This is a genomic window from Pseudoclavibacter sp. RFBI5 (assembly GCF_002931395.1).
In the GTDB taxonomy this organism is placed as follows: domain Bacteria; phylum Actinomycetota; class Actinomycetes; order Actinomycetales; family Microbacteriaceae; genus Pseudoclavibacter.
Genome location: NZ_PSYA01000006.1, coordinates 1 through 25,532, shown reverse-complemented (window position 1 = coordinate 25,532; position 25,532 = coordinate 1). Strand labels below are relative to the sequence as shown.

Below are 25,532 nucleotides of genomic sequence, written 5' to 3'. Positions count from 1 at the left end.
CTGCTCGGGCGAGCCGAAGAAGGGGTGTGGGGCTCGCGCGGGTACCTGAGAACTGTAGTGGGGTTGGGACCCTAGGTGAGCAAGGGCCTGCGGGACTCAATCAGTTGCGGGAGAGACGAGAGATCGCTCACTCCGCCTCTTGCGTCTCGGGAGATTCCGTGCGAGCGCGCAATCGCGGTAAAGCGCGCGCGGAGGTTCGCGTTGCGCCGCTCGATTCCGAACGAACTGTGCTTTCTGTAGCGCGAAGGCTACCCGCGTTTGCGTTTGCGTCCCACTGTGTTTCCTTGCGGAAAGGCCGCCCTCGTTGCTGGAACCCAGAGCGACATAAGGTATCGAGGTTCACGGACGTCGAGATTCGACGCAGCCCATGCTCTCACTCACGAGCCAGGGCGTTACGGGCCACAATCTCGCCCGGCACTTCGAGCTACATTACAAAATCGTGCTCGGTTACGGCACCAAGAGACCGAGGCAGAAGTCACGGTAGTGGCCGGCGCATAGGGCGCTGATCCCTCGCCGTGTTGCGCGATGCAGATATCGGGCCAAAATGCAGACGGAACCTCAGCTGTGATCCGCCGAAGCCAAGCTAGATAACGGACACCTCACGGGCCGTGTGGGCGCTGGTTAATTCGACAGGAGCCGACTTCGGACCAACTCGGCCCGAAGTGAGGACCGTCGCATCACATGAAACGCGCAAGATCCGGATCTAATTGAAAACGAGCGGAACGCCACACGAGCAAGTGCTCTTGATCGCGGCTAGTTCACGCAACTCACTGACTAGCGCCGTCGCTAGTGCGTCACCACTTGCGTTGTGAGCCTCCAGTCGCCTCTTGAATGCGCCGCTCTTGGACGAGTTGAGTTCGCAACCCTTACGCCCTACATGAGTCACAATGGCTGGCAGATTCCCTTTGCCGTTACCCGCAAACCAGATCAGATTCTCACCGTCGGGCAGCGTTATCTCCGTCGCTTGCCCCGGCCCAGTGACGCGAAGCTCTTTGAACAGATCCCGATACTGTGGTGCCACTTGCGAAGAATCACCGCGCGCCACGGGCTTTCCTGACAGGTGGCTCGCAAACTTGAGAACCCGAGACTGCACTGTCGAATCCTTCTGATGATTTTGAGTTCGCTGGGCCTTTTCGTCGAAAACATGCTGTGCAGTACTAGTTTCCGCGGGTAGTGCTTCATTGATGACCCCGAGTTCTTCCCGGATAATCAATTCAACTTCTTCCGGAAGTTCAAATTCCTTGGAGAAAGCATCAAAGCGATAGCTCGAACGCGCATGAAGTGCAGTTAGAAAGCGCCTGGCTTGCTCATCATCAGCACTCCTATTGAGGGCCTCAAGCACCACCGGATCAGTGAGCGCCGCATGGATATTGAACGCCTCTTGGAGCTCTTCGTACTCCTGCCGCTTCTGCAGCTTCTCACGCTCCCCCTGCCTCATCAACCATATGGCAAACGGTATGACAATAGCCGTAACGAGGCCAAGAACGAACGAACCAATATCGAGAGAAATATCCACGAACTGAGTGTAGTCGAATCGAGCTCAGCTCGGCGACACTTGCAACAACACCCGGGCAATAGGCGGATTCCCCGACTATTACCCAGACAACCTGGCAACATCGGCCTTGAGTGCAACAATCCCGCCGCAAAACTCTGCCAATAGCTGGCATCGAATACACCTTTAAAGCACACGAATCCTCATTGGCGTCCTAAAGCGGGAGCTGCGAGCCCCGGCGTGGCCTGCCCATGAAACGCACATCCATCAGCGATCACGAACAAGGCTATTCAGATAGTCACCAGCACTAGAGTCCTGCCAACCCCGGCGGCCGCAAATCTATCGTCGGCATCGCACCCGCATCCGCCCCGCGCTTCGCGAGCAGCTCGAGCATGTCTTCCTGCCGCGGCTGCCCGAGCGTGAGCCGGTACATCGTCAGCGCTTTCCGCAACCGCTCGTACTTCACCGCGTCGCGGCTGAGCGGGTACTGAGCGATCACACGGTGGATGCGCGCGTCTCCCGGGTACATCCACCACGGCGAGAACTCACCCAGGCCGTTATCGACCCCTTCGGCCGCCTCGAACGCGGCCCGCCAGGCGCGCGCATCCGTCGATGCGAGGGCATCAACCCAGTGCGCGGCGGCGACGTTCTTGCGCACGGCGTGGCCGGCGAATCGGTTCACGCGCCCTTCACGCTGCTCGAAGTCGACGGGGTTCGACGGCAGGTTCCAGTGGATGACGGAATGGCTCCACCAGTGGAAGTCGATGCCCTCCTGCCCGACGCTCGTCGAGGCGAGGACGAACGGCGCGAAGGGGCTGTTGAAGGCACCTCGCACTTCACCCTGGCGGGCACCGCTTGTCGCGTCCGCGTCGGTGTTCTGCTTGCCGCCGTAGCGCAGCGCAAAGCGCGCCGTGAGGGGAATGTCGCCTCGTTCGAGGGTGGTGTCGTGGGCTACGTACCGAGCTGGGCGCAGCGTCATCGCCTCAACCGCGCGCCTGGCCAGAGCGAGCAGCTCATCGTCGCCAACCTCTGCCCCACCGTTCTCGCTGTGCAATTGGAAGAGGTACTCGTCGAGTACGGCGCGCAGGTTGCCGTCGGCGCAGTAGTCGAGCACGCGGCGCCACCGCGTTTCGTCTGGGTCGCGGGCACCCTCCCCGTTCCTGCCGTACAGGGTCTCGAGCAACGCGATGCTCTCTGGCCGGTTGAAGAGCGAGCGGATTCCCTCCGCCAGCGCGAATGCCGCCAACCATGCGCCGCCCTCAGTGACGAGGGGACCGGCGACCGAGCGGATCGCGCCGAGTGCAGCATTGCCTGGCCCGAAGGCGGCAAGGCGGGCAAGGTCAGTTCCGCCAGCGCTTGGGTCCACCACTGCCCTGCGCGTGCGACCAGTCACCTCGTCGCTCGTCGCGCGCGCGCAGGTCGCAGGGCCAGCCGTTCGAGCGAGGTCAAGCGCCTCCGCGACGTGCAGCGTGAGCCCCTTGGAGCCACGCTCGATCCCGCGGAGTTCGCCATGGCCTTCGCCATCGTCGCCTGGGTCGTGCAGCTCGCGGATGAGACTCGACGCCGACGCTGAGGCGAGGTCGCTGGGCACGGCGCCGGGGTAGGCGAAGTACGCGTTTGCCCCGGTCTCGGAGCTCAGCCCGCGCAATGCGCGTCCGACACGCTCGAGCAGCTCGTCTGCGCCGAGCAGCGTCCCAGCGGAGCCAGCAGCCACGGATCCTGAGGCGCGTGCGCCGGCGAGCGGGTCGCCGATGCTTGCGAGGGCGGGATGCGGCCAGAACAGCGCGAGCGTGGACATCGCTGCGGGGCGCTCGCCTTCGCTGAGGCTGTACGCGAGTCGTCGCGCGGCGACTGCCTTGCGCCCGTCGGCCGAGTTCTCGCGGAACAGCGAGCGTTCGCCGGCCATGCGTCGCTCGGCTTCGTAGCTGAGGAGTCCAGCGACGGCGCCCGGCACGGCGGACCAGGCCGAGAAGATGACCTGCTTCGTCACCGAGCCGTCGGCGAAGGGCGCGTAGACCACCCCGGGGGTCACGTAGGGCATCGTCGGGGGCACCCACAGCAGCTGCCACCAGCCGCGACCGACGGTGTCGTCGGCGAGGGCCCTCAGGTGGCTGTTGCCGAGGTCGACTGGGGCGAAGCGGCGCATCGCGTCCGGGTCGAGAGAGCGGGTCGCGGCCAGGGCAGCTGCGATGGCGGTGGGGTCGATGCTCTTCGCGCTACGAGTGGATGCGCCGCTCCCGAACTCGGCAGCCCTGCCGGGCCCCGGGTGCTGGATCACCTGCGCGTCCTGTGCAACCGGGGCCTCGTTCCGAGCCGCATCCCGCGCCGCCGTAAGCCGGGCTGCTGGCTTGTAGCCGTCCATGAAGTTCGAGAAGTACGGGATCGACTTCCAGTACTCGAGGTCGATGGGCGCTTGGAGCGCACCGCCGAGCCTCTGCAGGGTCACCCAATCGAGAACGTCGGCGGCGGTCGGGTCCTGCGAGTCGAGGTGTCGGACTTGCACGAGGTCCTCGCGCTCGCCGAGCGCGGGCCGTTCCGAGCGGGTCATTACGGGGCGCAGCGCATGTCCGACGGCGGTGGCAGCCACGGGGGCGTCTCCCCCGCTCGTGAGCGCGTGACGGTAAGACGCGAGGGCGTCCGCGATTGGCGCATCCGCACCCACCTGACCTCCCATGAGGAAGCGGATCGTCGCGAGGAAGTCGGCGCTGTGGTCCTCGTCGTCGTCGGCGTTGGTGAAGGGCTTGTACGGGGTGGCCGAGAGCAGCAGCACCTTCGCGGCCGGGTGCTGGAAGAGGGCGTCGGCGAGTTCGCCCGCTTCGCCGCTCTCGGGGTCCAGCAGGTGCTTGAAGCGCTGGAACTCGTCGAGGATGATGAGGTCGGGTTGCAGGGTGTCAACGCCGGCTTTGCCGAGCGCGTGGCGCAACTTCGCGATGGAGTTCTGCACTCGGTTCCAGATCTCCGACGGTATGCGCCTGAGGCCGCTCATCTCGTCTCGGAGCTGCTCGAAGCGGGCCAGCTCGCCTGACTGCTCGATGTCGGCGTGGAACGCAGTCGTGATGACCGCGTCTGGCGCATTGCCCAGCTCGCGTCCGAGCCAGTCGACGCGTCGCGCGAAGGCATCCGTGCTCTTGACTGTCCCGGTGAGCATCACTCGCGTCGCCCTGCGTTGCGCTGCGTCCGCCCCCGTCAGGTGGTCGAGCATCACGGCAAGCATGGCGCGCTCGTCGGCGTTGCCCTGCCGCCAGCCGCCGCCGCTGAAAGAAGTTCCGGGGGTGAAGGAGACGAGGTTGACCTTGGAGTTGCCGGCGTCGCCGCCGTCGAGTTTCTTGCTCTGCTTCGCGAGCAGCGTGAGCCGCGTGGTCATCTCGATCTGCGTCTCGCCCGTGACGTTGAGGCGCTTTAAGTTCTGTCTGGCGAGGTCCTGGTTGCTGCACACGTAGACGATGTCGATGCGTGGGATGCGCCTGCGCTCGAGTTCTTCGATGCTGCGTGCGACCACGCCCCGGGCGATGATGCTCTTCCCGAGGCCGGTCTCGTCCGCGACAAGGAAGCGCCCGGAGGCGGCGGCGCTGTCTGGACCGTAGAAGCGATCGATGACGTGGGCGACGGCGTCTCGCTGAAACCCCTTGAGTCCGTCCATCACGGCGTTGGCGTCGACGGCGCTCATGCCGCGGCTCCCGTGAGTTCGAGGTGCGCGGCCCACACCTGTTCCCAGAGGCTGTCGAAGCCTGGCGGCATCATGGCTTGGTCTTCGCCGTGGCTGGCGAGGTAATCGATGATGCGCTTCGCATCGGCGAGCCCGTCGTGTCCGGCGGCGACGGCGCGGAGGAGCGCTTCGAAGAGTCCGGCCCCCTCGACCACATCGCTTCCGGCCGCGGTGCCGAAGAAGCCCGTCGCCCCGGCCCCCGCGACGGTGGGCGTCGCGACGCCCGAGAGTTCGAGCAGGAGGGTGAGGAGCCGCACGAACGACGCCCGGTCGGTGAGCTGGCTGGCGATGATCGCGTCGCGCCGCTCGGCGATGTCTCCCGCGAGCTCTGCGACCACGATGGTGCTGCGTTCTCGTCCGTCGGCGTCGCGTGCGGTGAGCACCACGAAGGGGCTGATGTCGGTGAGCGCCACCTCGTCGAGCGTCTCGCCCTGCGGTTTGGTAAGGGTGGATGCGGCCCGCCGCAGGTCGGGCCGCGGCAGGAGGTGCCAGTGCAGCGTGGCTCCAGTTTTCGCGATGCGGCGTTCGAATGATGCCCGGTCGCCGTCGCCGACCTGGACGCGCATCGAGTACGGTCCGTCGCCGCCGATCTCGATGTGGATGCGGAGGCCGGCGAGTCCGCGGAGCAGGTGCTCGAGTCGAGCTTCGGCCGCTTCGTCTTCGGGCTCTGCTGCGCCGCCGTCGCTCTGGTAGGGCTCGGTGAGGTTGCCGAGGGCCGAGAGTGTGGCGTCGACACCGAGTACGGAGGTCTTGCCGATGAGCTCGACCATGACTTCCACGTTTGTCCCCCAGCCGGGGCTTGTGGCATTGGCGGAGCCGAGGAAGACGCGTGAAGTGTGGTCGCGGTCGACGATGACGATCTTCGCGTGGAGCCCAACGAGGCGGTCGGCCGCGCGCACGGGCGTGGCGGCGACGACCGCGGCGGCGGCCCCTGCGGTGGCGTCGGTGGTGTCGTCGTGGCCGGTCTCGATCTCGGCCGTGTCGTTGGCGGCTCCGTCGAGCACGCGCGTCTGCAGCTTCGAGCTGCTCAGCGTCGCGGGGTCGAGTCGGTCGATGGTCTCGGCGCGCGAGATGAGGTGCGTCTCACCCCAGAGCTTGCCGCGGAGTGCGGCGAGACCGTCGTCGGTGACGAACGGTGAAACCACGAGAGCTCTGCGCCCTGGCAGCTCTGGGCGGGTGGATGCGCCGACTCCGAACGCGTGGAACGCCAGGTCTCGAACGCCGGTCGGCAGTTCCCACTGGACGGTGCCCCAGCGGTCGGCGAGCGCGTCGATGCGTGCGATCCGGTCGGCGGCGACGGGGTGCACGGCGAGCTTCGGAAGCGTCTTGAGGAGAGTGACGAGCGGTTTGTTCTTGCGTCGCGCATCCAGCTTCTGGCCCGCCGGGGCAGCGACGCCGTCGAGGCGCACGAGAGTGTCCCAGCTGCGGTCGGCGGTGAGGTTGCGGCTGGCGCAGAGGAACCGGTAGCTGCGGTGCTCGCCTGCCGCGTATTCGAGGTACCAGACCTTGGGGTGGAAGATCCCGCGGCGGGCAGTGACGGGGTGGAGCATCGGCTCGAGGAAGGCGACGAGCTTGCTGGTGGTGCCCATGGAGATCTCGCCGGCTTGCGCGAACACGTCGACGCGGTCTGCGGCACGGCGGATGGCGTTGAGGATACCGAGCTGGTCGTCGGCGGCGCTCACCCGGTGCGATGCGAAGCAGAGGGGCACGGTGAGTGCGGTGGCGAGGTCGAGGGTGAACGTGGTGCCGACGGCGTGCACGAGTTCGTATCCGGGTGGTGGGGCGAGCTGCTCGGTCAGTGCGGCCCTGGTTTGGGGTTCAAGCATCGTTCGCTCCGGTCTGGGTGTTGAGGCCCGCGTGCAGATCGACGAGCATCCGTCGCACGCTGTTCCACCGGTAGGCGAGGGCTCCCGCGCCGGACCCGCCGCTCCAGTTCACCAGGCGCTTGGAGTCGCCGATACGGGCTTGCGCACCCTTGCTCTCGCGTTCAGACCTGGTGACGAGTGCCCTCGCTTCGCCGTTGTCGGCGAGGTCGTTGAGTGTGCTGTGTCGGAGAAGTGCGGTCCAGGCGGTGACGAAGCGGCGCGTGCGAGCGGGCACCATCTGCCCGCGCTGAAGTTCGACTCGGTGGATGAGCCCATCGACGTTCCAGGTTTTGAGGTCGACGTGCTCGGGGAGCCTGGTGGCCCAGGCGGTGAGGCGCTGCCGGTAGTGGTCGACTGGGTTGGTGACGGCGTCGTAGCCGGCGGCTTCGTAGGCTTCGGCGAGTATGAGGTTGTAGAGCAGTTGCGCGCCGTGAACGACGGCCGAGAACGCGCGCGCGTCCTCGAGAACAGCGCCCGCGTCTCCTGGAGCTCGGAGCACGGCGGGGTCCTCCCAAGGTGCGCGGCTGTCTTCGCCTGGGCCGTCTTGAGTGAGGTGCGCGAGGAGTGTCCCTGGCGTCGTGGTGAGGATGCGTTCGCGAAGCCATTCGGCTTCGCCGCGTCGGAGGGCGAACCCGCCAGGCAGCTCTTTCGGGAAGCCTGGCGGTGGTTTGGGGATGCTGGTGTGCCAGGCGCTGTGCTGCGTTCCGGCTTCGTCGAGATCTCCCCCGCCGTTAGCGGCAAGGTGCTCGGCGAGGGTGTCTGCTCGGGAGGCGCTGGGGTCGGTACGGATCTGGAGGCGGCCGAGGAGGCCCCAGTACATCGACGACGGGAGGGTGCGCACCGCCGCGCCGGCGGTCATGCCGATGAGACCGCTGTTGTCATCGGTCTTCCTGATCGCGCCGATGAGTGTGCGCTCGAGGTTGTCCGCCTCGGCGGCAGGGTTTCCATGAGTGGATGCGCGTGCGTAGACCCACGGCACGAGCAGCAGATAGCGGGCCCGCGTGTGGAGTACGGAAGTGCCGGGGAAAAGCATGTCGCCAAGCGGGTCGCGGATCGCACTGAGCCCGAGCTCGTCGCGACTTTCGCGGTCGGTGAACAGGCCGATGATGTCGCGCATGCGACGCTGCTCTTCGGAGGAAGCGTCGAGCCAGGCTACGAGGGAGGGCACCCGTTCATTGTGCCGTTGACTAGCCTGTCTTGAGTGGCTTTCCTCCGCGCCACTTGTCGAAAGGATGCTCATGAGCGACGTTCCGATGTGGCATGAGTTCATGGCGCCGACGCTTCGCGTTCTGAGCGATGGCAGGCTCCGCTCCGCGCGAGAGACCCGAGACGAGGCGGCGCGAGTTCTTGGCGTGACCGAGGAAGCGAAGCTCGAGGTCATCCCGTCCGGTCAGTTGCGTTGGGAGAATCGGGCTCTCTGGGCATTGTCGTACCTTGCTCGCGCCGGCGCGCTTGATCGACCAACGCGTGGCCAGTACCGCATCACCGGAGAAGGACAGCAGTTGCTTGCCGAGCACCCCACGGGTATCGCGCAGAGCGCTTTGAAGGCCTGGAGCGACCGGCGCGGCGTGTCAGTAGGGAGCACGCCCGCGGCCCACGCCACCTCCGCGGAGATGACCTCTGTCCTCGCGACATTGTCGCCGCTTGAGCAGGTCGAGGATGGCATCTCGAGCCTGCATTCGGCCGTTGCCTCTGAGCTCCTGTCTAGGCTCCACTCGCAGAAGCCGGAGTTCTTTGAGCGTGCTGTGCTCGATCTCTTGATGGCGATGGGCTACGGCGGCACTCAGGGGCGTGCGACACCGACGCAGCTGTCTCGTGACGGGGGCATTGACGGTGTGATCGATCAGGATGCGCTTGGCCTCAGCCGTGTGTACGTTCAAGCGAAGCTGTACGACCCCGGGGCTGCTGTCGGGCGTCCCGCAATCCAGGGCTTTGTCGGCGCGCTGCATGGCCAGCAGGCGAACCAGGGGGTGTTCATCACCACGGCTCGCTACTCGCGTGAGGCAATCGACTACGCGGCGAATGTCTCCACTCGGGTGGTGTTGATCGATGGCGAGCGTCTCGCGTCGCTGATGATCAAGTACCGCGTGGGCGTGCAGGTGCGCCAGCGATACGAGCTCGTCGAGCTCGACGAGGATTTCTTCGAGTAGCCAAGCTTTGTGAACCCATGCCACTCGCATTATTCTTGCGTCTTCCGCATGGGGATCGCCGCTCAGGAGAGAGCCCACTCGGCGAACGATCGCGCGGCACACTCGACCGCCTCGCAGCTGGTGTCGCATCATCAGATTCCCCCAAAGACTACTGCTATACCAGGGGCGACAGGAGAACTCAATCGGTGGCCAGCAATGCAGGCAGAGGATGCAGGTGCGGCCAGCCGTAGAATCGCTACCAGCAGAAGAGTCCTCGGACAGGCCTTTTCGACCTATCTGATGGCGGCGGTAATTACCTGTGTTCGAAGAAATCAAGAGAGAAGTTCAAGGGCGTTGAGACCCGCCGCACAAGGAAGCCACCACGCTCGGGGTAGGCGAGAACCAACGAGCGGAGAGCAACAGTTGAGCATGGGTCAGCTGCTCGCAAGCGACGAACTGCGTTCGCAGGCCAACGCGAATACCCGCGTCGACTTCGAGTTCTTACCGAGCATTAACGTCGAACTGAAAGACGCGACCTACGCGTCCGGCACCCAGCAGAATCGGGCATCTCGGCACCTATCTTGCATTCACGGGACTGGGATCGCGTCAAGAAAATGCTGCTCGCGATGAATATGAACGAGAAACGCAGCGAGCGAGCCTCCGATCCGCGCTGAGCCGGCGCGCCTGACGGCATCAGACGGCTTGCAAAAGCGAGCCAACAATCCATACGTGTTGCCGGAGCCACGAGCCATGGAGTCCTCAGCACCGCCGTGGGAGCGTCCTGCTTGAGCCATTGGGACTGTCTGCAGTTTTTGACGGCTGACCCCTGTTGGCTGTGGCCGCGAAACCAGGACCACACCTCCGAGTCCTGACAACAGAGTTACATGGCTTGCCGCTCCAGCTCACTACTGCCCGGCACTTTCGAAATCGACATTGACCTCCGCCAGGCCCGCCCCCGAACTCCACTGCCATCTGGCCCCAAGACCATCTGAGTACCGAATTTCTTCGACTGAGCGGTCTCCTGCAACCGTGAACGGCTCCAGAGCGTCGTCCTCCTGGACCGGGTGTGGAATTCTCTCCAGCTGTATCTTGCCGTTGATCTTGCTCTGCTGCACGAAGAACCTGCCCGGCGGCAGAACTTTCATGCGGAGCGACTGCTCTTGATCCTTGAAACACTTGGCGCGGACTTCCACGTCGAAGAACACCGCGTTGGTCGTGCTCTGGTTAGACACGACGATCCCGTATCGCGGCTCCAGCTCGCTGTAAGAAGCCGCCCACCAGGCAGCAACGCTTCCAGCAAGTTCTCGACGTTCGCGATCTCGATCGCGTGCATCGCGAGCCTGCTCCCGAGCATAGTTCCGCACATCCCGTTCCTGATCTCGGGCGTCTCGATCTCGCTCCATCGCGTGAGACTTGTCAGAGGCGTCCTTTGTCTCTTGCCGCGCCATCTCAGCGGTCCGGTTAGCGGCCAATGCGAACTTGATCGCGAAGATACTGAGCACAGTTCCCGCTAGTGCGGCAATTGCAGCCGCCCATTCAGCCCAAGATCCGAGTTCTAGCCCCACGAAAGTCATGACTGAAGATATCGCGAAGTGGAACCTGACCTAAATTAGGTACGCCATGGCACGAAAAACTTCTCCCGGGTGAAAATGCGCTAAATCGACGACCGCCCCGAGCCGTGGCAGGACACCCAGACCGGGACTCGCCGAGACCCTGGACCGAGAGGAGAAAGTGACTGCCGGGCATGCCCCGCAGTGGGAGATCTAGGAAGAACTTTCGTCTTCCGCGGTGTCACTTTGCACCTCGCGCCGCCCTGCGCGCCCGAAAAATGTCTTGAATGCTCCCGAGACACCGGATGCGGCGCCCTTCAGCGCATCTCCGGCCTGCTCCGCCGCGACTGCTGCCCGAGGTCGGTCCGCGACGCCGTCGCCGTCAATGTCCACTGCACGAAACGGCTGTGTGACCTGGTCAAGACCCTGCACGCCAGCCCGCCCAGCCGCGCGCACTCCAGCTACCCCGCTGGTGACCGCTCTGTCCCCCGTCTCAGCGACGGCTGTCCGCCATCTGCGCGCATCTGAAGACTCGTGATCGGCATCGAGGCCCACCCCGTCAAGGAACTGGACCACCGCGCCAGAGACCACGTTGCTAGACCGGACAGCGGCTGGCGCATCGAACGGGTTCAGCAAGACCTGGGAATTCGCCCGATCGACCGTCGCGCCCATCTGCGCGAGAAGCCGCATAGTCGTCCGCCCGACGAGTTCGATTCGGTTCGCGCGCGCCGCCGCGAGCCCAGCGCGATGAGCTTCCATGTCCGCCCCATTGCCATCCAGCACACGGTCAAGCTCCAGCACCCAGACCGCGTCCTGCAGCTGCATCGTGCGCGCAAGCACTGCCAGCCATTCCCGCACCCGAGGCTCCGCCTCCCGAGTCGCCTTTGCGGCCTCGCCGAGGTCAGCCTTCTCGGCAAGTTTCTCTGCGATGGTGCTGAGCTGGCGGATCGCATAGGCCTGCGTGCGAGCGATCGTGAACGCCGCCCCCTGCACCTTCGACCACGTCACCTCCGACACTCGGCCTGTGTGCTCGCGAACCGTCATCGCTTCTTCGACAATCACGTCAACGCCGACCATGTCCGCGAGTACCGCGTCAGTCTGAGCACGGAGGATGTCGTCGACCTTGTCGCTGATCTCCTCGAGATACTCGGTGATCTCGTCCATTTGTTGCTGCATGGCACGCTGCTGCATCATCGTGCCCAATGCGCTCAACGCGAACGGCCCGGCCAACAGCGTCGACGGGGTCTGGGCAATCTGTACCCAGTTCTTGATGTCGCCCGGCCTGCCGATCATGGCGTGGCTGACACCCGGGATCTTGGTCGGCGTCAGACCATACTTCTTGACCTTCGCCGCCGATTCGGCCGTGAGCTTCACCCAGCGACCTGAGTTCTCCAAAATGCTCGCACCAACTTGAGCGGCTGCACCAGCCGTGGTGGACGCCGACCAGACCGCTTGCAGCGAGACCTGGCGTGTCCGCTCACCTTGAAGGCTCGAGGAGACCAAGAAGCGGTCGATATCCGCATCGCGGCCGATGATGGTCAGACCGTCATTGTCACCGATGATCTCGAGCTCTTCGCCCATGGCCGACTCCTCAGAAGTGATCATGGCGTCCAGGCACGCCATTGCAGTACCGTACCGCGCCAATTCCAGCGGTGAAGTCATCCCATCGTTGGTAGGGGCGAGCTCGTGAAGTCAGCGCTGCCAGACACGCGACACCGCGCATAGCGACGTAAGAAGTCAGCAGCCGCCGGGGCTCTTCCAAGACACAGAGCCCACCAGGGCTATCGCCTTGTCTGCGAAGTTGCGTACACGAGCCATGAGGGGATCACCCGCGATGCGTGAACGAAAATGTCCCCGCCGGCAAGAGCGCGATCAGTCCAGGTCATCCCGAACACCCCCACTCCGCTGCAGAGGGAGCGCGGACTCCGTGAGGCATGCACTCCGCGAGCGGCAAACCGTGGCCGCGCAAACCTTGTTCCCGCCGCACACGAAGCTCATCGTTGGCCACCGAACTATTAGTGCTAACGACATGGCTATTCCTAGTTTCGCCGATCCTAGATGCGGCTGCCGACACCCTCGAGGCTAGCGCCGACCACGGTCCGAACGTACCTCACACCCGCCCCGCCCCAACTGTTCACCTCCGCGCCAATTTCCAGTCCACCGGTCTCGTAATTGCCGGTCACCTTCGCGAGTTTGCATACCGGTGTTCTCGAAATCCCGGGAGCATCCCTCGGAAGGACCCCGAACATGCGCCGTTCACCGCTCCTCACCTTCGGCATCATGGGCGTCAGCGCCCTCGCCCTCACCGGCTGCCAGACGGCCGAAGCCACCGCAGATGACACGACGATCACCATCGCCACCATCCCCCTCGGCGAAGACCCCACCCAGGCGAACCCCATCGACGCCCTCGTCGAGCTCCTCGAAGCCGAGACGGGTTACACGGTCGAGGTCACCGACGTGCCCGACTACCTCAGCGTCGTCGAAGCCATCCGCGCCGACCACGTCGACATGGGCATCATGAGCGGCTTCCCCTCCGCGCTCGCCGTGAACACCGGCGAAGTGGATGCGCTGCTCGCCTGGGAGGGCAGCGAAGCCCCCGTCTCCACCTGCGTCGTCCTGAACGACTCCCCCGTGCAGGAGCTCACCGACCTGGAAGGCAAGACCGTCGCCTTCGCCGACCAGGCATCCAGCTCCGGCTACTTCATGCCCGTCCACATGCTCCACGAGGCGGGCCTTGAGCAGGGCACCGACTACGAGGCGATCTTCGCGGGCGGCCACGAGGGCTCGTTCGCAGCCCTCGAACAGGGCCAGGTCGACGCCGCCTGCACCTCCATCATGCTCACCGAGCTCGGCGAACCCATGTTCCCCTTCGCCGACGGCGAGTGGCGCGGCGTCGGCGAGAGCGCGCCCATGCCCGTCATGGGCAGCGTCCTCGGCAGCCCCGAACTCAGCGACGAGAAGCGCACCGTCATCCAGGACGCCATCCAGGCGGTCTTCGTCGAAGAGAACGCCGAAGCCCTCGGCGCCCTCGGCTCCGGCTTCATCGGCCTCCCCGTCTCTGTCGACCCCGAGCCCTCCGTCTTCGATGGCTTCGTGGACATCGCTGGCGTCGCTGGCGTGAAGCTCGAGGACCTCGAATGACGCACCTCGCCCCGGCACCCAGCGCCAACACTGCGCCCGCAGCAGCACCCACCAGCCGCGACATGGATGCGCTCACCCGCCTCCCCCTCGTCACCGTGCGCGGCCTCCGGGTCGCCTACGACGAGACGACCGTGCTCGACGGTGTCGACCTCGACCTGCACCCCGGAGAGATGGTCGCCCTCCTCGGCGCGTCCGGCTCCGGCAAGTCGACGCTCATGCGCAGCCTCACCGGCTTCGCCCCCATCACGGACGGCACAGCCCGCGTCGCCGGGCACGACGTCACGAACCTCCGCCGGGGCGAGCTGCGGCAGCTGCGCGCAGGCGTCGGGCAGGTGTTCCAGCAGTTCAACCTCATCCCCCGCCTCAACGTGCTCACGAACGTGCTCACCGGCGCCCTCCACAGCGCAGGCCCCATCAACCTCGTCGGTGGCTTCAGCAGCGAGCACCGCAGACGCGCGATGGAACTCCTCGACCGGGTCGGCATCGCCCACAAGGCGAAAGACCCCGCCCGTTCGCTGAGCGGCGGCCAGCAGCAGCGCGTCGCCATCGCCCGCGCCCTCATGCAGCAGCCGCGCGTGATCCTCGCCGACGAACCCGTCGCATCCCTCGACCCGAAGCTCGCCGACTCCGTGCTCGAACTGCTGCGCGACATCGCCACCCGCGACGGCATCCCTGTACTCGTCAGCCTCCACGTGCTGCCCCTCGCGCTCCGCCACACCGACCGCATCATCGGCCTCCGCCACGGCGAGATGCTCGTCTCAGCCCCCACCGGCGCGCTCGATGCAGAGAAGCTCTCCGTGCTCTACGACGACGAGGAGGCCCACGATGACAACCACCGCGCCTAAACCGCCCCGCGCATCCACGGCACCCACGCTTACTCCGAGCGAACGCGACCGTCTCGAACGCGCCTTCTCGATCCCGCGAGCACGCTTCCTGCTCGGCATCCCCGTCGCCGCCGTCGTGCTCCTCTGGTCGTTCGCGGGCGCAGAGTTCAACTTCTCGAAGCTCGGCGACGGCGCCATCAACATGGGCGAGTTCCTCTCGCGCCTCTTCCCGCCCGACTTCTCGAAGTTCGGCTCCATCTTCTCGCTCCTCATCGAGACCCTGCAGATGGCGATCGTCGGCACCGTCCTCGGGGCCGTGCTATCGCTGTTCATGGCGTTCGCCGCGTCGTCGAACATCGCCCCGAAGTGGATGTACTACCCGGCCCGCTGGGTCATGAACATCATCCGCTCGGTGCCAGACCTCGTCTTCGCCCTCATGTTCGTCTCCGCGGTCGGGCTCGGCCCGTTCGCGGGCATCCTCGCCATGACGCTCGGCTCGATCGGCTCCATCGGCAAGGTCTACGCCGAGGCCATGGAATCCGTCGACCGCGGGCCCATGTCCGCCATGCAGGCGGTGGGCGCATCCCGGCGCCAGCTCATCCAGTACGGGGTGCTCCCGCAGGCCGCACCGCTGCTCGTCTCGTACACGCTGCTGCTCTTCGAGGGCAACGTGCGCGGCGCCACCATCCTCGGCCTCGTCGGGGCCGGCGGCATCGGCCTCGAACTCACCACGGCGATGAAGATGTACGACTACGGACACCTCAGCGCCATCATCATCTGCATCATCGTGCTCGTCACGCTGATCGACCAGGGCAGCGCCCTCATCCGAAAGCGACTCACATGACCACCACGCTCGACATCACCCTCTCCGCACCCGTCAACCTGCGCGACCTCGGCGGCACCCCCATCGCCAGCGGCGCCCTCCGCGAGGGGCTCGCGATCCGCGCCGACGACCTGTCCGTCATCACCGAAGCGGATGCGCGCGAGCTGACCGCGGGCGGGCTCGCCTCGGTCATCGACCTCCGCACCGCCGACGAGGTCGCCCTCACGGGTCGGGGCCCCCTCGCAGCGCACCCCGTCGCGTACCACCACCTGCCCCTCATGGGCAGCGTCGGCGGCGGGCTGCCCACCGCCGACGAGCACGGGAGCGCGCACGCCGGCATGGGCGAGATGTACGCGCTCATGGTCGAGTCGGCCGCGCCGCAGCTCGCCGCGGCGCTCGGTATCATCGCCGTCTCCCCCGGCGCCACGGCCTTCCACTGCGCGGCCGGCCGTGACCGCACGGGAGTGCTCGCCGCGATGCTCCTCCTCGCGCTCGGCGCAGCAGACGACGACATCGTGCGCGACTACGCGAAGACCGACGCCAACATGGGCGCCATTCTTGCCCGCATCGGCCCCACCATGAGCGTGCTCCTCGCGAAGTTCGGCATGGACCTCGAGGAGGTGTCGAAGCTCAACGGCTCCCTCATGGGCGACGCCGAACCCATGGATGTGTCGATGCGCATCCTCCTCGCCCGCCTCCGCGAGCGCCACGGCGACCCACTCGCTCCGCTGCGAGCGGCGGGGCTCACCGACGCGACAATCGCGCAGATCCGCGAGCGGGCCGCCGCGTGACGACCACTGCACGCGCTTCGGCGCTCGCATCCATCGAAACGGATGCGGGCGCCTCGGCGCGCTCAGCGGGGTCGGCATCGGCGACGTCAGCCGCGTCAGCAGCGTCAGCACCGTCAGCGTCGGCGGATCTCGACACACGCCGGAACCCGGGGCGGCCTCGCACGGAGGAGCTCGACGGGCAGATCCTCGCGGCCACGCTCGCCATCATCGACGCCGACGAGGCTGTCACCGTGTCGAGGGTCGTGGAGCGGAGCGGCGTGAGCCGGGCCGCCCTCTACCGACGGTGGCCGTCGATGACGCTCCTGATCGCGGCTGCGCTCGACGTCGGGCGCACGATCCCCCCGACGCTGGGCAAGCCCGGCGACCTGCGTGCCGGCATCGTCGACTTCCTCATGGGCGCATCCGTCGACCTCGACGAGACCAGCTACCCCGACCAGCGGTTCCGGCAGCGCATCCGGCTCGTGATGAGCGACCGGGAGCTGCAGCAGGCGTACTGGGAGTCGCACGTCTCCGTGCGCCGCCGACCCATCGAAAATGCCCTCCGCGCCGGCATCGCCGAGGGGTCGCTGCGCGCAGACCTCGACGTCGAGGCGTGCTTCGACCTCATCGCCGGCACGTTCTACTATCAGCTCGTCGTCCGTGGCTGCCGCTTCGACGACCCCGCCGCGCGAGCGCGCTGCCGGGCCGGCCTCGAGGTGGCGTGGCGCGGAATGGAATGCGAGCGGATTTGACGAATCTGGAAGCCCTTTACGGGGTATACACACCGATGTGCACCCTGAACTTGTAAACCGTGATTCGCGGTAGCAATCTGAGGACATGCATTGCCCGAGCGCACCGAAGCGCGGCCATCAACCAGGTTCCCAACGAGAACAGAATTGTGCGGATTGCAAAGGAGGCACTCTCTACTACGGGAGCGCCGCCACCTCAGCCCCAACTCAGGCACCAACGACCACGCCGCCCAACCCAACGGGCTCTGGGGTGCAGATTCCGGGAAGGTGTGCACCATCGCGAAGAGTCACTGGTCAGTCAGGAGCAGGGCCATCGGCCGCGCTCCTAGCGCTGGTCAACATCGGATTCTCTTGGACTACGGCCGAGGACGTCGAGCGCGCTCTTCTCAGTGAGGCGAGTGAACTTGAGAGGGGCGCACGCGAGCACGACATGACGGGCCACGCGCTCTGCATATTGCTCTGCGAACTCGCCGATGCGTTGGAATTGCAACCCCTCGAGAACATCGTCGCCAGTTCGTGCGAGGACGCCCTGCGGGCGGGCGGAGCTCCCGCTTGGCTCGCGCCCCTCCTTGCTCGGCTCATAGGACGCGCCAGCATGCATCTTGTCGACCTTCTCCTGCCGGGGTCCGACATCCCGCTCCTCCTTCGCGTGCTCGCCATGCTGATCTGCCCCGATCCGGACCAGTGCCCGAAAGCGGACGCCTACTCCTCGGCCGTACTCCACGAGGCACTCGCCGCGGAAAACGGGAACGAAGCCTGACCGAGGAGACGGGCCTCTCGTCGCGATCTTTGACTGACGTTGACGCGAACACTGGCCCTGCCGCCGCTCGTCTACCGCCTCAGCCGAGCGGCGGCACGGGTCGGTTCGACGCTGGGCGCTTCCACCGCAGAACTTGACCCCGCCCCAACGTCATAGTTTCTGCTTGACCGCATGAACCTTCTGCCGGTCACGTACCTCGCGTCGCATGTCCTGTCCCTGCTCGGCAACTCGATCGCCGGCATCGCCCTGCCGCTCATCGTGCTCTCGACGACGGGCAGCGCCCTCGGGGCCGGCACGGTCGCGGCGGCCACCGCCATCCCGGCGGTGCTCGCGGGCCTCTTCATGGGCGTCGTCATCGACCGCATCAACCGGCGCACCTCATCCGTCGTCACCGACCTCATCTCGGCCGCGTCGATCGCCGCGCTCCCGATCATCGACCTCGTCTCGGGGCTCAACCTCGGCTGGTTCGTGCTCTTCGGCATCGTCGGGTCCCTCGGCGACGTGCCAGGCATGACCGCCCGCGAAGCGCTCCTCCCCGCCATCGTCCGCCACGGCGGCATCAGCGCCGAACGCCTCATGGGTGTGCGCGAGAGCCTCAGCGCCGTCGCCATCTTCGTCGGCCCCGCCGCAGCCGGCACCCTCATGGTGCTCTTCGACGGCTCCACCGTGCTGTGGATCACCGCCGCAACCTCCCTCCTCGCCGCCCTCATCACCCTGCTCATCCCGCGGGCGATCGGCGTGATCGTCGCCGACGACGGATCGCGCGCATCCGCCCCGACGGGCACCGGATGGACGCAGCTGCGCGACGGCTGGCGAGCCCTGTTCCGCAGCCCGTTCCTCGTCGCCACCACGGCGCTGAGCCTCGTGTCGGTGTTCGTGCTCGCCGGCTTGCAGGGACTCGTGCTGCCCGTCTACTTCACCCTGGTCGAGCAGCCGGGACTGCTCGGGTTCGTGCTCAGCGCGCTCGCCCTCGGCATGCTCCTCGGCGGCGGCACGTATGCGGTCGCCGGCACGCGCGGCCCCCGCCGCGCCTGGTTCGTGGTCGGCATGATCGGCATAACCATCGGCATCGGCCTCATCAGCCTCCTCACCTCGGTCTGGGTCGTGTTCGCGGGCGCCTTCGTCATGGGCGCCGCGAGCGGCCTCTTCGGCAGCCTCATGGGCGTGCTCATGATCGAGCGCATCCCCGAGCAGCTGCGCGGCCGCATCATGGGCACCCAGAACGCCCTCACCACGGCTGCCCCGTCGCTCGGCATCATGCTCGCGGCCGTGCTCACCGAGTACACCAGCGTCAACGTGGCCGCGCTGGCGCTGCTCGGGGCGTGGGGATGCGCGTTCCTCTACGGCCTCGTCGCCCGCCCGCTTCGTACACTGGAATCCCAGGCAACGAGCGCGAACGCGGGTGGTGTGCGGTGAACAGCAGCGAGCTCGCCCGTCGCGCCGGGGTCACGGTGCGCGCCCTGCGGCACTACCACCAGGTCGGGGTCCTGGATGAGCCGCCTCGCTCCTCGAACGGGTACCGGCAGTACGGGGTGCACCACCTGATCAGGGTGCTGCGCATCCGCCGCCTCTCCGCGCTCGGGATTGCGCTCGAGGAGATGCCGCGCCTCCTCGACGAGCACGGCGCCGAGGCGCCAGCGGTGCTCGACCGGCTCGACGCCGAGCTCGCGGCGCAGATCGACCACCTCACCGCACAGCGCGAGCTCATCGCGCAGCTGCGACCCCTCCCGACCACGCCGGACCTGCCGCCGGAGCTCGCCGCGTACATGGGCACGCTCGCCGGCCACCTCTCCCCCGAGCTCGAGCAGATGGACCGCGACCAGACGGTGCTGCTCGCCCACCTCGTCGGCGAGGAGGGCATGCCGCACCTGGTCGGGTACTACGAGCAGCTCAGCGACCCCGCGCTGGTGCCGCAGATCGTGGCCATCACGGCTGAATTCCACGGGCTCGGTGAAGAGACGAGCGAGGCGGCATTCGACGAGTTCGTCGAGCGATTCGTGGCGACCTTCGCGCAGGTCGTCGACTCGCTACGGGCGGATGCGCCAGACCTCGACCTGTCGGACGCGGCCGGCCTCTTCGACGAGTACTCCGAGTCGGTGCTCAACGCGACGCAGCAGCGCGCGCTCGCGCTCGTCGGGGAGCGGCTGGACGGGTCAGCTGACGATGCCGAAGCGCGAGAGCCTGCCTAGCGCCTTACAACTTCCCGTACGCCTCCATCGCGTCGGTCAGCCCCCGCGCGAGGATGTCCTTGCCGAGGGCGTCGGAGTTCTCGTCGAACTCGCCCTCCAGCTCGAGGTCGGCGTTGAGCGTCAGCGTGAGGTCATCGAACCTGGCGACGTAGCGGCCCGAGGCGCCGGCCTGGAAGAACACCTCGACCTCGACGCCGCTCACCTCGATGAGTTCCGAGAGCTCGTCGGCCTCGGTCGGCCCATCCACCCACAGCAGCAGCGTCGGCGCCGACTTCATGCCGTCGCGCCACTCGCAGTCAGGGTCGGGCGAGAGCGTCTGCCCTGACGACGGCGACACGAACCCCGCCGCCTCCAACGTCTCGTCGGAAATCGCCGTGCACGGGTCGATGTCCGCGTAGCCCGACTCGACGAGCGCCTCATCCGGGGTCACCTCGACGCCGTTGCGCGTATAGGTCACGTCGCTCACGCATCCCACGAACCCGCCGAGCGACACGGCGGATGCACTCAGCACGGCCAGCAGACGCGTCGCTCTCATGAACCCGAGCCTAGAGAACAGCCCTGCTGGCCACAATCATTCGATGCGCCCTGCAAGCAGCGTCACCCAGGTGCGCAGGCAAGGATGCCCCGGCAGCCGCGACGACCGGATGTGCCCCGAACGGGGGTCACCGCCAGTCGGCCATGGCGATCGCGAGGGCCTTGCGGGCCCGGGCGATCAAACCGCGGACGGTGCTCACGGGCAGCTCGAGCTCCTCGCCGATGTCCTGGTAGCTCATCGACTCCAGCTCGCGCATCACCCAGCACCGCCGCTGCTGCTCGGGAAGCCGCGACAGCGCGATGTGCAGGGCGGCGGAGAGCAGCGCAAGCTGAGCGTTGGTCGTCGGCGACTGCGTGTCCGACGCGGCATAGTCGCCGTCTTCGACGCTGTCGTGCTCGCGTCGGCGCCTGAGCACGTCGACACTTCGGGATGCGACGATGCGCAGCATCCAGGACCGCACTGCGGCCAGATCCTTGAGCGTCGAGATCTTGGTCCACGCGTCAGCGAGCGACTCCTGCACCACGTCGTCGGCCTCTGCGTCGGAGCCGAGGCGACGCCGCGCGCAGACGTACATGAGGGTCCGGTACCGCTGCACGAGCAGGTCGAAGGCGCGCGCGTCGCCGAGCGAGGCGAGGCCAGCGAGGAACTCATCGCTGTCATCGGCGTCCGCCACACTCCGGAACTGTGCGAGGGCCTGCGAGCGACCGCGGGTCTTCGTTCGGGATGCGGCGGATGTCTGCCATGGAGCGTCAAGGGCAAGCATGGACACGGACCTCACCTCCGGCTGCCCGACGTGAGGTCAGGCGCGCCACTCTTGGAGGGCTCCCCACCCCTTCGAGTGGCCCGCGGAACCCGGGCGCATCGCCGCGCCTGCCATCCATTCGGAGCGGACGAGGGATGGGATTGCGAGCCTTCGAGTGCTGATGCGTGACCGTGACCTCCGGTTGCGCTGGCCCAACTCAGGTCGTCGTTTGGCTTGCTCCTCGGGATTAGTTAGTTAGACTAGCTATATGTCCGATACAAGCGTCGACCACGAAGTCGAGAACCGACAGGCAACCCCCGCCGACGGCTTCTGGGACGCCTACCAGCGCAGCACGATGCCACGAGAGGCCATCGCCATCTGCGGCGTGGTGGTCATCATCAGCACCGGAATCGCCACGGCGATCTCCACCTTCTTCTAGGCGCGACGGGACTCGCGGGAGCGACTTGCCAGAGGCGGAGCCTGAGCAAACGGCCGCCCCTCAGCGACGAGCCAGAGACGGATCTTGAGCAACCGGCCGAGCGGCGAGAGCCGAACGTCGAGCCGGGGGCTAGACCGCCGTCGCAAACACGACGACGTTCTTGTCGTAGTGCCCCACGTCGCGGTCGAAGTAGCCGCCGCATGTGATGAGGCGCAGCTCGTCGCCCGGCACCGCGCCGAAGACGCGCGCCGTTGGGAACTCGGCCTTCTCGACCGTGACGACCTCGGTGACCTGATAGCTGGTGACGCCGCCTTCGACGTCGCTCACGCTCACCACATCGCCAGCGGCGAGCTCGTCGAGCCGGAAGAACGCGGCGGGGCCGGCGAGACCGTCGACGTGGGCCGCGATGACCGTCGGCCCCCGACCGCCGGGCTTGCCGCCACCCGTGAACCAGCCGATCTCGTCGAAGTCCACGGGCACCTCCATCTTGCCGTCGGCGGCGATGCCGAGGTCGATGAGCGTGTCCTCGACACCGATCGCCGGGATCGACACCGCCGTGGGGGCGACGCCTTCCTGGAGCACCTCGACGCCACCCGCTGGGGGCGCCGCCGGAGACTCGACCTGCGCCGGCGCGGTCGCCTCCGGAGCGGATTCGGGAGCGGACTCCGGAGCGGACTCGACCGCAGTCGTCGAAGGCTGGACGCCCTCGGGAGGCGAGGCGTCCCCGCTCGGGGCGGCCGCGCATCCGCTCACGAGGAGCGCGGCCGCAACGACGAGCACCGGGACGCGCAACGCGCGCCCCGGCGCCCGAGAAGAGTTCCTGGTCACTGACCCGCTGCGCGAGCCTTGCGCGCAACCGCGAGCCCGGCGACGCCGGCAACGGCGAGGCCACCGAGACCGAGGAAGCTGAGCGTCATCGCGTCGAGGCCACCAGCGGCTGCGGCTCCGCCGGCACCCGTGTCGACGCCGCCGACCGGAACCTGCACGAGCTGGCCGCGGACGACGCCGGCCTTGAAGTCAGCCGTGTGCGAGTCGCCCGTGAAGCCGGCCGGGTTCGCCTCGATCTGCTTGAGTGTGAAGCCCTCACCCGTGTCCGTGCCGGCGTCCGAGTTGAGGCCTGTCGTGAACGGACCCTCGAGGCATCCGCTGCTCGTGCGCGTGCCGTCACCGTTGTCGGTGGGGTTCGGGAAGGCGATGCGCGGCGGGCCTGCCTGACCCTCGGCGGCCTCGTGGATGTGCGTGGCGGTCTTTGCGGGGCTCTCGTACTCGCCCGTCACTCCCGTGAGGGTGATGTCGTAGCAGATGATGTTCAGGTCCGAGTTGATGCGGAAGTCGAACTGCCCCATCGCCCCCGGCTCACCCGGCGTCACGACGCCGTCGTTGTTGATGACCGCATCCGGAGTCGCCATGACCGTGTAGGCACTCGTGAACGAGTCCGGCTCGGCGACCTCCGTCTCAGCGGTGGCGGGAGCGGCGGCGACAAGGGCGATGGCGGCGGCAGCTGTGGCGCCGAGGGCGAGCGACTTCGCGAACGTGTGCTTGGGCATGAGGGGTGCCTTCCTGCTTCGCAGCTCCCCGATGGAGCCGTCGTACAGGGGCATACGGCGGCGACCCGTCCCGCGTTCATCGGACTTCGAACTTTTTTCTGACGAAGATTTCGGGAAGCCCCTGAACGCTGGACCCGATCCGGCGGTACTCCCCTATACCAACCCGAGTTGGGGTATACCAACCCGAGTTGAGTCACCGGAGGGAGCAGCCGTGAGCACTGCCGTTATCGTTGACCGCGCACGGTGGTCGACGACGAGAGGACACGCCCGTATGGCGGATGCGCCCCACTCGTTCGACCTGCACTCGGCGTTCCGCGACCACGGCAGCGTGCTCCTCGGCTTCACCGTCAACGCCCTCCGCGACCGGCCGCTCGCCGAGGACTGCGTGCAGGAGACCTTCCTCCGAGCCTGGCGCGCCCGAGACAGCTTCGACCCCACCAAGGGCGGCGAGCGAACCTGGCTCTTCGCGATCGCCCGCAACGTCATCTCCGACGCGCTGCGAGCCCGCGACCGGCTCCCCCGCATCGCAGCCTCCGAAGCATCCACCGCTTCCGCGGACCTCCCCGCCGAGATCCCGGACCCGCTGACCGGGCTCGGCCTCACGGAAGCGCTCGCCCGCCTGCCGGACGAGCAGCGGGAGGCGATCGTCGCCATCCACCTGACCGGGTACAGCTACGCTGAGTTCTCCGCCCGCTGCGGGGTGCCCGTCGCCACTCTCCGCACCCGCGTCTTCTACGGCCTCCGCGCCGTCCGCGGCCACCTCGACGAACCTGGAGGAGCTCGTGACTGACCACAACGCAGACCGCCGCGGCGAGCTCATCGCCGCCGCCCTCGTCGGCGAACTCAGCGCAGTCGAAGCCGCCGAGTTCGAGCGGATGCGCGCTTCCGACCCCACCATCGACGCCGAGCTGGCCGAGCTGCGCGCCCTGACGGGACAGCTCTCCGACCATCCCGAGTGGCTGGATGCGACGCCCAGCGATGAGCTTCGTGACGCCGTGCTGGCCTTCGGGACTGTCGACGGCGGTGCCGATGGTCCTCAATCGGGTGACCGTGACCGTGACCGTGACCGTGGCAGTGGCAGTGACCGTGACGCAGAAGCGCAGGCCGCGCCGGTCACGCCACTGCGTCGCCGGCGCTTCGGCGGCGCCCTGCTCGCCGGAGTCGCCGCCGTCGGCCTCCTGGTCGGCATCGTCGGCGGCTTCTTCCTCCCCCGCCCCGAGACGCCGCCGCCCGTCGGCGACCCAGGAACGCTCGGCGCCGTCGAACCCGTCGACTTCCAAGGCGAACCCGCCGGCGTCGAGATCGACGGCAGCGTCGTCGCGCACACCTGGGGCACCGAGACCCTCCTCACCGTCACCGGCCTGCCGAGCGGCGAGTTCTACTCGGTGGTCGTCGTGGATGCGACCGGAGACGACGTCGGATCAGGGACCTTCCTCGGCTCCGAGGTCGAGATCAACTGCGCCGTCAACGCTGCAGCGCTGCGCGAAGAGGTCACGAGCGTCGAGATCCGCGGGGAAAGCGGCGACGTCGTCGCCGCTGCCGCGCTCCCGCGAGTCGAGGGGTAGCTTCCGGGGCTGGCAATGCCGGGGCGAGCGCTTTCGGGGGCGAGCACTGCCGGAGCAGGTGCCTTCGGAGCTGGCACTTTCGGGGGTGGGCACTGCCGGGGCAGGCACCTTCGGGGCAGGCGCTGCCGGGGCAGGCACCTTCGGGGCAGGCGCTGCCGGGGCAGGCACCTTCGGGGCAGGCGCTGCCAGGGCAGACACCTTCGGGGCAGACACTTTCGGGGACGGGCACTGCCAGGGCAGACACCTTCGAGGGCAGGCGCTTTCGGGACGGGCATGTCCGGGACCGGAGGGGTCCGGCGCGAGTCGGGAGGAATCCAGGCCGGCTGTCTATCGCCAGACGTGCCTGGGATAAAGCTCGGGCCCACTGTCGGTGGCACGTGGTCTGCTGAGCCGAGAGGCGGGCCCGCGTGGCAGCCCGGGCGCTCCCTCCGGCGACGTGAGATGGAGCGCGTGCCGGTGACACCGGGGCGTACCTGGTTAGAACCTCCACTTGTGCATTCGAAACTAAGGACTAATTTCTTGGGAAAAGTCCTGTTCAAATGTTGATTGAACCGGGCCAGTTTGCTACACTCGAATCAATCTTGGGGGAGGTTATCGTGGCATCGCAGGCTGAGCAGGAATCGGGTCGACAGTCGTCGGCGCAGCCAGGACAGTCATCGGCGCGGTCGTCAATGGAGACGGCTGTCGTGGACGCGCTCCTCGAGGC

Annotated in this window: 22 protein-coding genes; 12 read left to right on the top strand and 10 right to left on the bottom strand. The window is 67.0% G+C overall.

The window, feature by feature from the left end; genetic code table 11:
- Positions 1-703: 703 nt before the first annotated feature.
- From C5E06_RS18925 to C5E06_RS04610, 4 genes are all read right to left on the bottom strand, one after another.
- Entirely contained in the window at positions 704-1,516 is an 813-nt protein-coding gene (locus tag C5E06_RS18925; RefSeq protein WP_146081307.1) for a hypothetical protein, read from the bottom strand.
- Positions 1,517-1,799: 283 nt separating this feature from the next.
- Positions 1,800-5,159 (bottom strand): helicase-related protein, encoded by a 3,360-nt coding sequence (locus tag C5E06_RS04620; RefSeq protein WP_104306146.1) that lies wholly within the window; start codon positions 5,157-5,159, stop codon positions 1,800-1,802.
- Positions 5,156-7,024 carry a phospholipase D family protein gene (locus C5E06_RS04615; RefSeq protein WP_104306145.1) on the bottom strand — a complete coding sequence of 623 codons (1,869 nt, stop codon included), beginning with the start codon at positions 7,022-7,024 and terminating at the stop codon, positions 5,156-5,158. The genes C5E06_RS04620 and C5E06_RS04615 overlap by 4 nt, the downstream gene beginning before the upstream one ends.
- Positions 7,017-8,231, bottom strand: a complete 1,215-nt coding sequence (locus C5E06_RS04610) for a DUF6361 family protein (protein ID WP_104306144.1) — start codon at positions 8,229-8,231, stop codon at positions 7,017-7,019. Before C5E06_RS04610 ends, C5E06_RS04615 begins: the two co-directional genes overlap by 8 nt.
- Before the next feature lie 70 nt (positions 8,232-8,301).
- Here C5E06_RS04610 and C5E06_RS04605 point away from each other — a divergent pair, with 70 nt between their 5' ends.
- A complete protein-coding gene (locus tag C5E06_RS04605) occupies positions 8,302-9,213 on the top strand; it encodes a restriction endonuclease (protein WP_104306185.1) in 912 nt (303 codons plus the stop codon).
- Between the two features lie 884 nt (positions 9,214-10,097).
- On the opposite strand, the gene C5E06_RS18920 is transcribed toward C5E06_RS04605, so the two are convergent.
- Together C5E06_RS18920 and C5E06_RS04595 are read right to left on the bottom strand one after the other, a co-directional pair.
- Positions 10,098-10,766 (bottom strand): hypothetical protein, encoded by a 669-nt coding sequence (locus C5E06_RS18920; RefSeq protein ID WP_146081306.1) that lies wholly within the window; start codon positions 10,764-10,766, stop codon positions 10,098-10,100.
- 189 nt (positions 10,767-10,955) lie between these two features.
- On the bottom strand, positions 10,956-12,404 hold the full coding sequence (locus C5E06_RS04595; protein WP_146081305.1) for a hypothetical protein: 1,449 nt from the start codon (positions 12,402-12,404) through the stop codon (positions 10,956-10,958).
- Positions 12,405-12,989: 585 nt separating this feature from the next.
- Between C5E06_RS04595 and phnD the strand changes: the two genes are divergently transcribed.
- The 8 genes from phnD (at position 12,990) to C5E06_RS04555 (ending at position 19,998) form a co-directional block, all read left to right on the top strand.
- Positions 12,990-13,883 (top strand): phosphate/phosphite/phosphonate ABC transporter substrate-binding protein, encoded by an 894-nt coding sequence (gene phnD, locus C5E06_RS04590; RefSeq protein WP_104306141.1) that lies wholly within the window; start codon positions 12,990-12,992, stop codon positions 13,881-13,883.
- Positions 13,880-14,728 carry a phosphonate ABC transporter ATP-binding protein gene (gene phnC, locus C5E06_RS04585; RefSeq protein WP_104306140.1) on the top strand — a complete coding sequence of 283 codons (849 nt, stop codon included), beginning with the start codon at positions 13,880-13,882 and terminating at the stop codon, positions 14,726-14,728. Before phnD ends, phnC begins: the two co-directional genes overlap by 4 nt.
- Positions 14,709-15,551: a phosphonate ABC transporter, permease protein PhnE gene (gene phnE / locus C5E06_RS04580; RefSeq protein ID WP_104306139.1), complete on the top strand. Its 843-nt coding sequence runs from the start codon at positions 14,709-14,711 to the stop codon at positions 15,549-15,551. The genes phnC and phnE overlap by 20 nt, the downstream gene beginning before the upstream one ends.
- Positions 15,548-16,321 carry a tyrosine-protein phosphatase gene (locus C5E06_RS04575; protein ID WP_104306138.1) on the top strand — a complete coding sequence of 258 codons (774 nt, stop codon included), beginning with the start codon at positions 15,548-15,550 and terminating at the stop codon, positions 16,319-16,321. The genes phnE and C5E06_RS04575 overlap by 4 nt, the downstream gene beginning before the upstream one ends.
- Positions 16,318-17,052 carry a TetR/AcrR family transcriptional regulator gene (locus tag C5E06_RS04570; protein WP_258067494.1) on the top strand — a complete coding sequence of 245 codons (735 nt, stop codon included), beginning with the start codon at positions 16,318-16,320 and terminating at the stop codon, positions 17,050-17,052. Before C5E06_RS04575 ends, C5E06_RS04570 begins: the two co-directional genes overlap by 4 nt.
- Before the next feature lie 592 nt (positions 17,053-17,644).
- Positions 17,645-17,809, top strand: a complete 165-nt coding sequence (locus tag C5E06_RS19185; protein WP_181062894.1) for a hypothetical protein — start codon at positions 17,645-17,647, stop codon at positions 17,807-17,809.
- Positions 17,810-17,980: 171 nt separating this feature from the next.
- Positions 17,981-19,225 carry an MFS transporter gene (locus C5E06_RS04560; protein ID WP_104306136.1) on the top strand — a complete coding sequence of 415 codons (1,245 nt, stop codon included), beginning with the start codon at positions 17,981-17,983 and terminating at the stop codon, positions 19,223-19,225.
- The gene (locus C5E06_RS04555; RefSeq protein ID WP_181062893.1) at positions 19,222-19,998 is read left to right on the top strand and encodes a MerR family transcriptional regulator; all 777 of its coding nucleotides are present in this window, start codon (positions 19,222-19,224) and stop codon (positions 19,996-19,998) included. The genes C5E06_RS04560 and C5E06_RS04555 overlap by 4 nt, the downstream gene beginning before the upstream one ends.
- A 4-nt stretch (positions 19,999-20,002) precedes the next feature.
- On the opposite strand, the gene C5E06_RS04550 is transcribed toward C5E06_RS04555, so the two are convergent.
- Entirely contained in the window at positions 20,003-20,533 is a 531-nt protein-coding gene (locus tag C5E06_RS04550; protein WP_146081304.1) for a hypothetical protein, read from the bottom strand.
- A 127-nt stretch (positions 20,534-20,660) separates the two neighbouring features.
- Entirely contained in the window at positions 20,661-21,296 is a 636-nt protein-coding gene (locus C5E06_RS04545) for an RNA polymerase sigma factor (RefSeq protein WP_258067505.1), read from the bottom strand.
- A gap of 247 nt (positions 21,297-21,543) precedes the next feature.
- Here C5E06_RS04545 and C5E06_RS19180 point away from each other — a divergent pair, with 247 nt between their 5' ends.
- Positions 21,544-21,714 carry a hypothetical protein gene (locus C5E06_RS19180; RefSeq protein WP_160074469.1) on the top strand — a complete coding sequence of 57 codons (171 nt, stop codon included), beginning with the start codon at positions 21,544-21,546 and terminating at the stop codon, positions 21,712-21,714.
- Between the two features lie 129 nt (positions 21,715-21,843).
- Here the strand turns inward: C5E06_RS19180 and C5E06_RS04540 are convergent, their stop codons facing one another.
- Both C5E06_RS04540 and C5E06_RS04535 read right to left on the bottom strand, forming a co-directional pair.
- On the bottom strand, positions 21,844-22,542 hold the full coding sequence (locus tag C5E06_RS04540) for a class F sortase (RefSeq protein WP_258067493.1): 699 nt from the start codon (positions 22,540-22,542) through the stop codon (positions 21,844-21,846).
- Positions 22,539-23,261: a CHRD domain-containing protein gene (locus C5E06_RS04535; protein ID WP_104240657.1), complete on the bottom strand. Its 723-nt coding sequence runs from the start codon at positions 23,259-23,261 to the stop codon at positions 22,539-22,541. The genes C5E06_RS04540 and C5E06_RS04535 overlap by 4 nt, the downstream gene beginning before the upstream one ends.
- Before the next feature lie 211 nt (positions 23,262-23,472).
- On the opposite strand from C5E06_RS04535, the gene C5E06_RS04530 reads away from it, so the two are divergent.
- Together C5E06_RS04530 and C5E06_RS04525 are read left to right on the top strand one after the other, a co-directional pair.
- Entirely contained in the window at positions 23,473-24,051 is a 579-nt protein-coding gene (locus C5E06_RS04530) for an RNA polymerase sigma factor (RefSeq protein ID WP_258067492.1), read from the top strand.
- Positions 24,044-24,826, top strand: a complete 783-nt coding sequence (locus C5E06_RS04525; RefSeq protein WP_104306130.1) for a hypothetical protein — start codon at positions 24,044-24,046, stop codon at positions 24,824-24,826. Before C5E06_RS04530 ends, C5E06_RS04525 begins: the two co-directional genes overlap by 8 nt.
- Positions 24,827-25,532 lie beyond the last annotated feature (706 nt).

Bases quoted from the DNA above. Each gene is read 5' to 3' on its own strand.
- C5E06_RS04620 (WP_104306146.1), bottom strand. From the start codon at position 5,159: ATGAGCGCCGTCGACGCCAACGCCGTGATGGACGGACTCAAGGGGTTT.
- C5E06_RS04615 (WP_104306145.1), bottom strand. From the start codon at position 7,024: ATGCTTGAACCCCAAACCAGGGCCGCACTGACCGAGCAGCTCGCCCCA.
- C5E06_RS04605 (WP_104306185.1), top strand. From the start codon at position 8,302: ATGAGCGACGTTCCGATGTGGCATGAGTTCATGGCGCCGACGCTTCGC.
- C5E06_RS18920 (WP_146081306.1), bottom strand. From the start codon at position 10,766: ATGACTTTCGTGGGGCTAGAACTCGGATCTTGGGCTGAATGGGCGGCT.
- C5E06_RS04595 (WP_146081305.1), bottom strand. From the start codon at position 12,404: ATGACTTCACCGCTGGAATTGGCGCGGTACGGTACTGCAATGGCGTGC.
- phnD (WP_104306141.1), top strand. From the start codon at position 12,990: ATGCGCCGTTCACCGCTCCTCACCTTCGGCATCATGGGCGTCAGCGCC.
- phnC (WP_104306140.1), top strand. From the start codon at position 13,880: ATGACGCACCTCGCCCCGGCACCCAGCGCCAACACTGCGCCCGCAGCA.
- phnE (WP_104306139.1), top strand. From the start codon at position 14,709: ATGACAACCACCGCGCCTAAACCGCCCCGCGCATCCACGGCACCCACG.
- C5E06_RS04575 (WP_104306138.1), top strand. From the start codon at position 15,548: ATGACCACCACGCTCGACATCACCCTCTCCGCACCCGTCAACCTGCGC.
- C5E06_RS19185 (WP_181062894.1), top strand. From the start codon at position 17,645: ATGCATCTTGTCGACCTTCTCCTGCCGGGGTCCGACATCCCGCTCCTC.
- C5E06_RS04560 (WP_104306136.1), top strand. From the start codon at position 17,981: ATGAACCTTCTGCCGGTCACGTACCTCGCGTCGCATGTCCTGTCCCTG.
- C5E06_RS04550 (WP_146081304.1), bottom strand. From the start codon at position 20,533: ATGAGAGCGACGCGTCTGCTGGCCGTGCTGAGTGCATCCGCCGTGTCG.
- C5E06_RS04545 (WP_258067505.1), bottom strand. From the start codon at position 21,296: ATGCTTGCCCTTGACGCTCCATGGCAGACATCCGCCGCATCCCGAACG.
- C5E06_RS19180 (WP_160074469.1), top strand. From the start codon at position 21,544: ATGTCCGATACAAGCGTCGACCACGAAGTCGAGAACCGACAGGCAACC.
- C5E06_RS04535 (WP_104240657.1), bottom strand. From the start codon at position 23,261: ATGCCCAAGCACACGTTCGCGAAGTCGCTCGCCCTCGGCGCCACAGCT.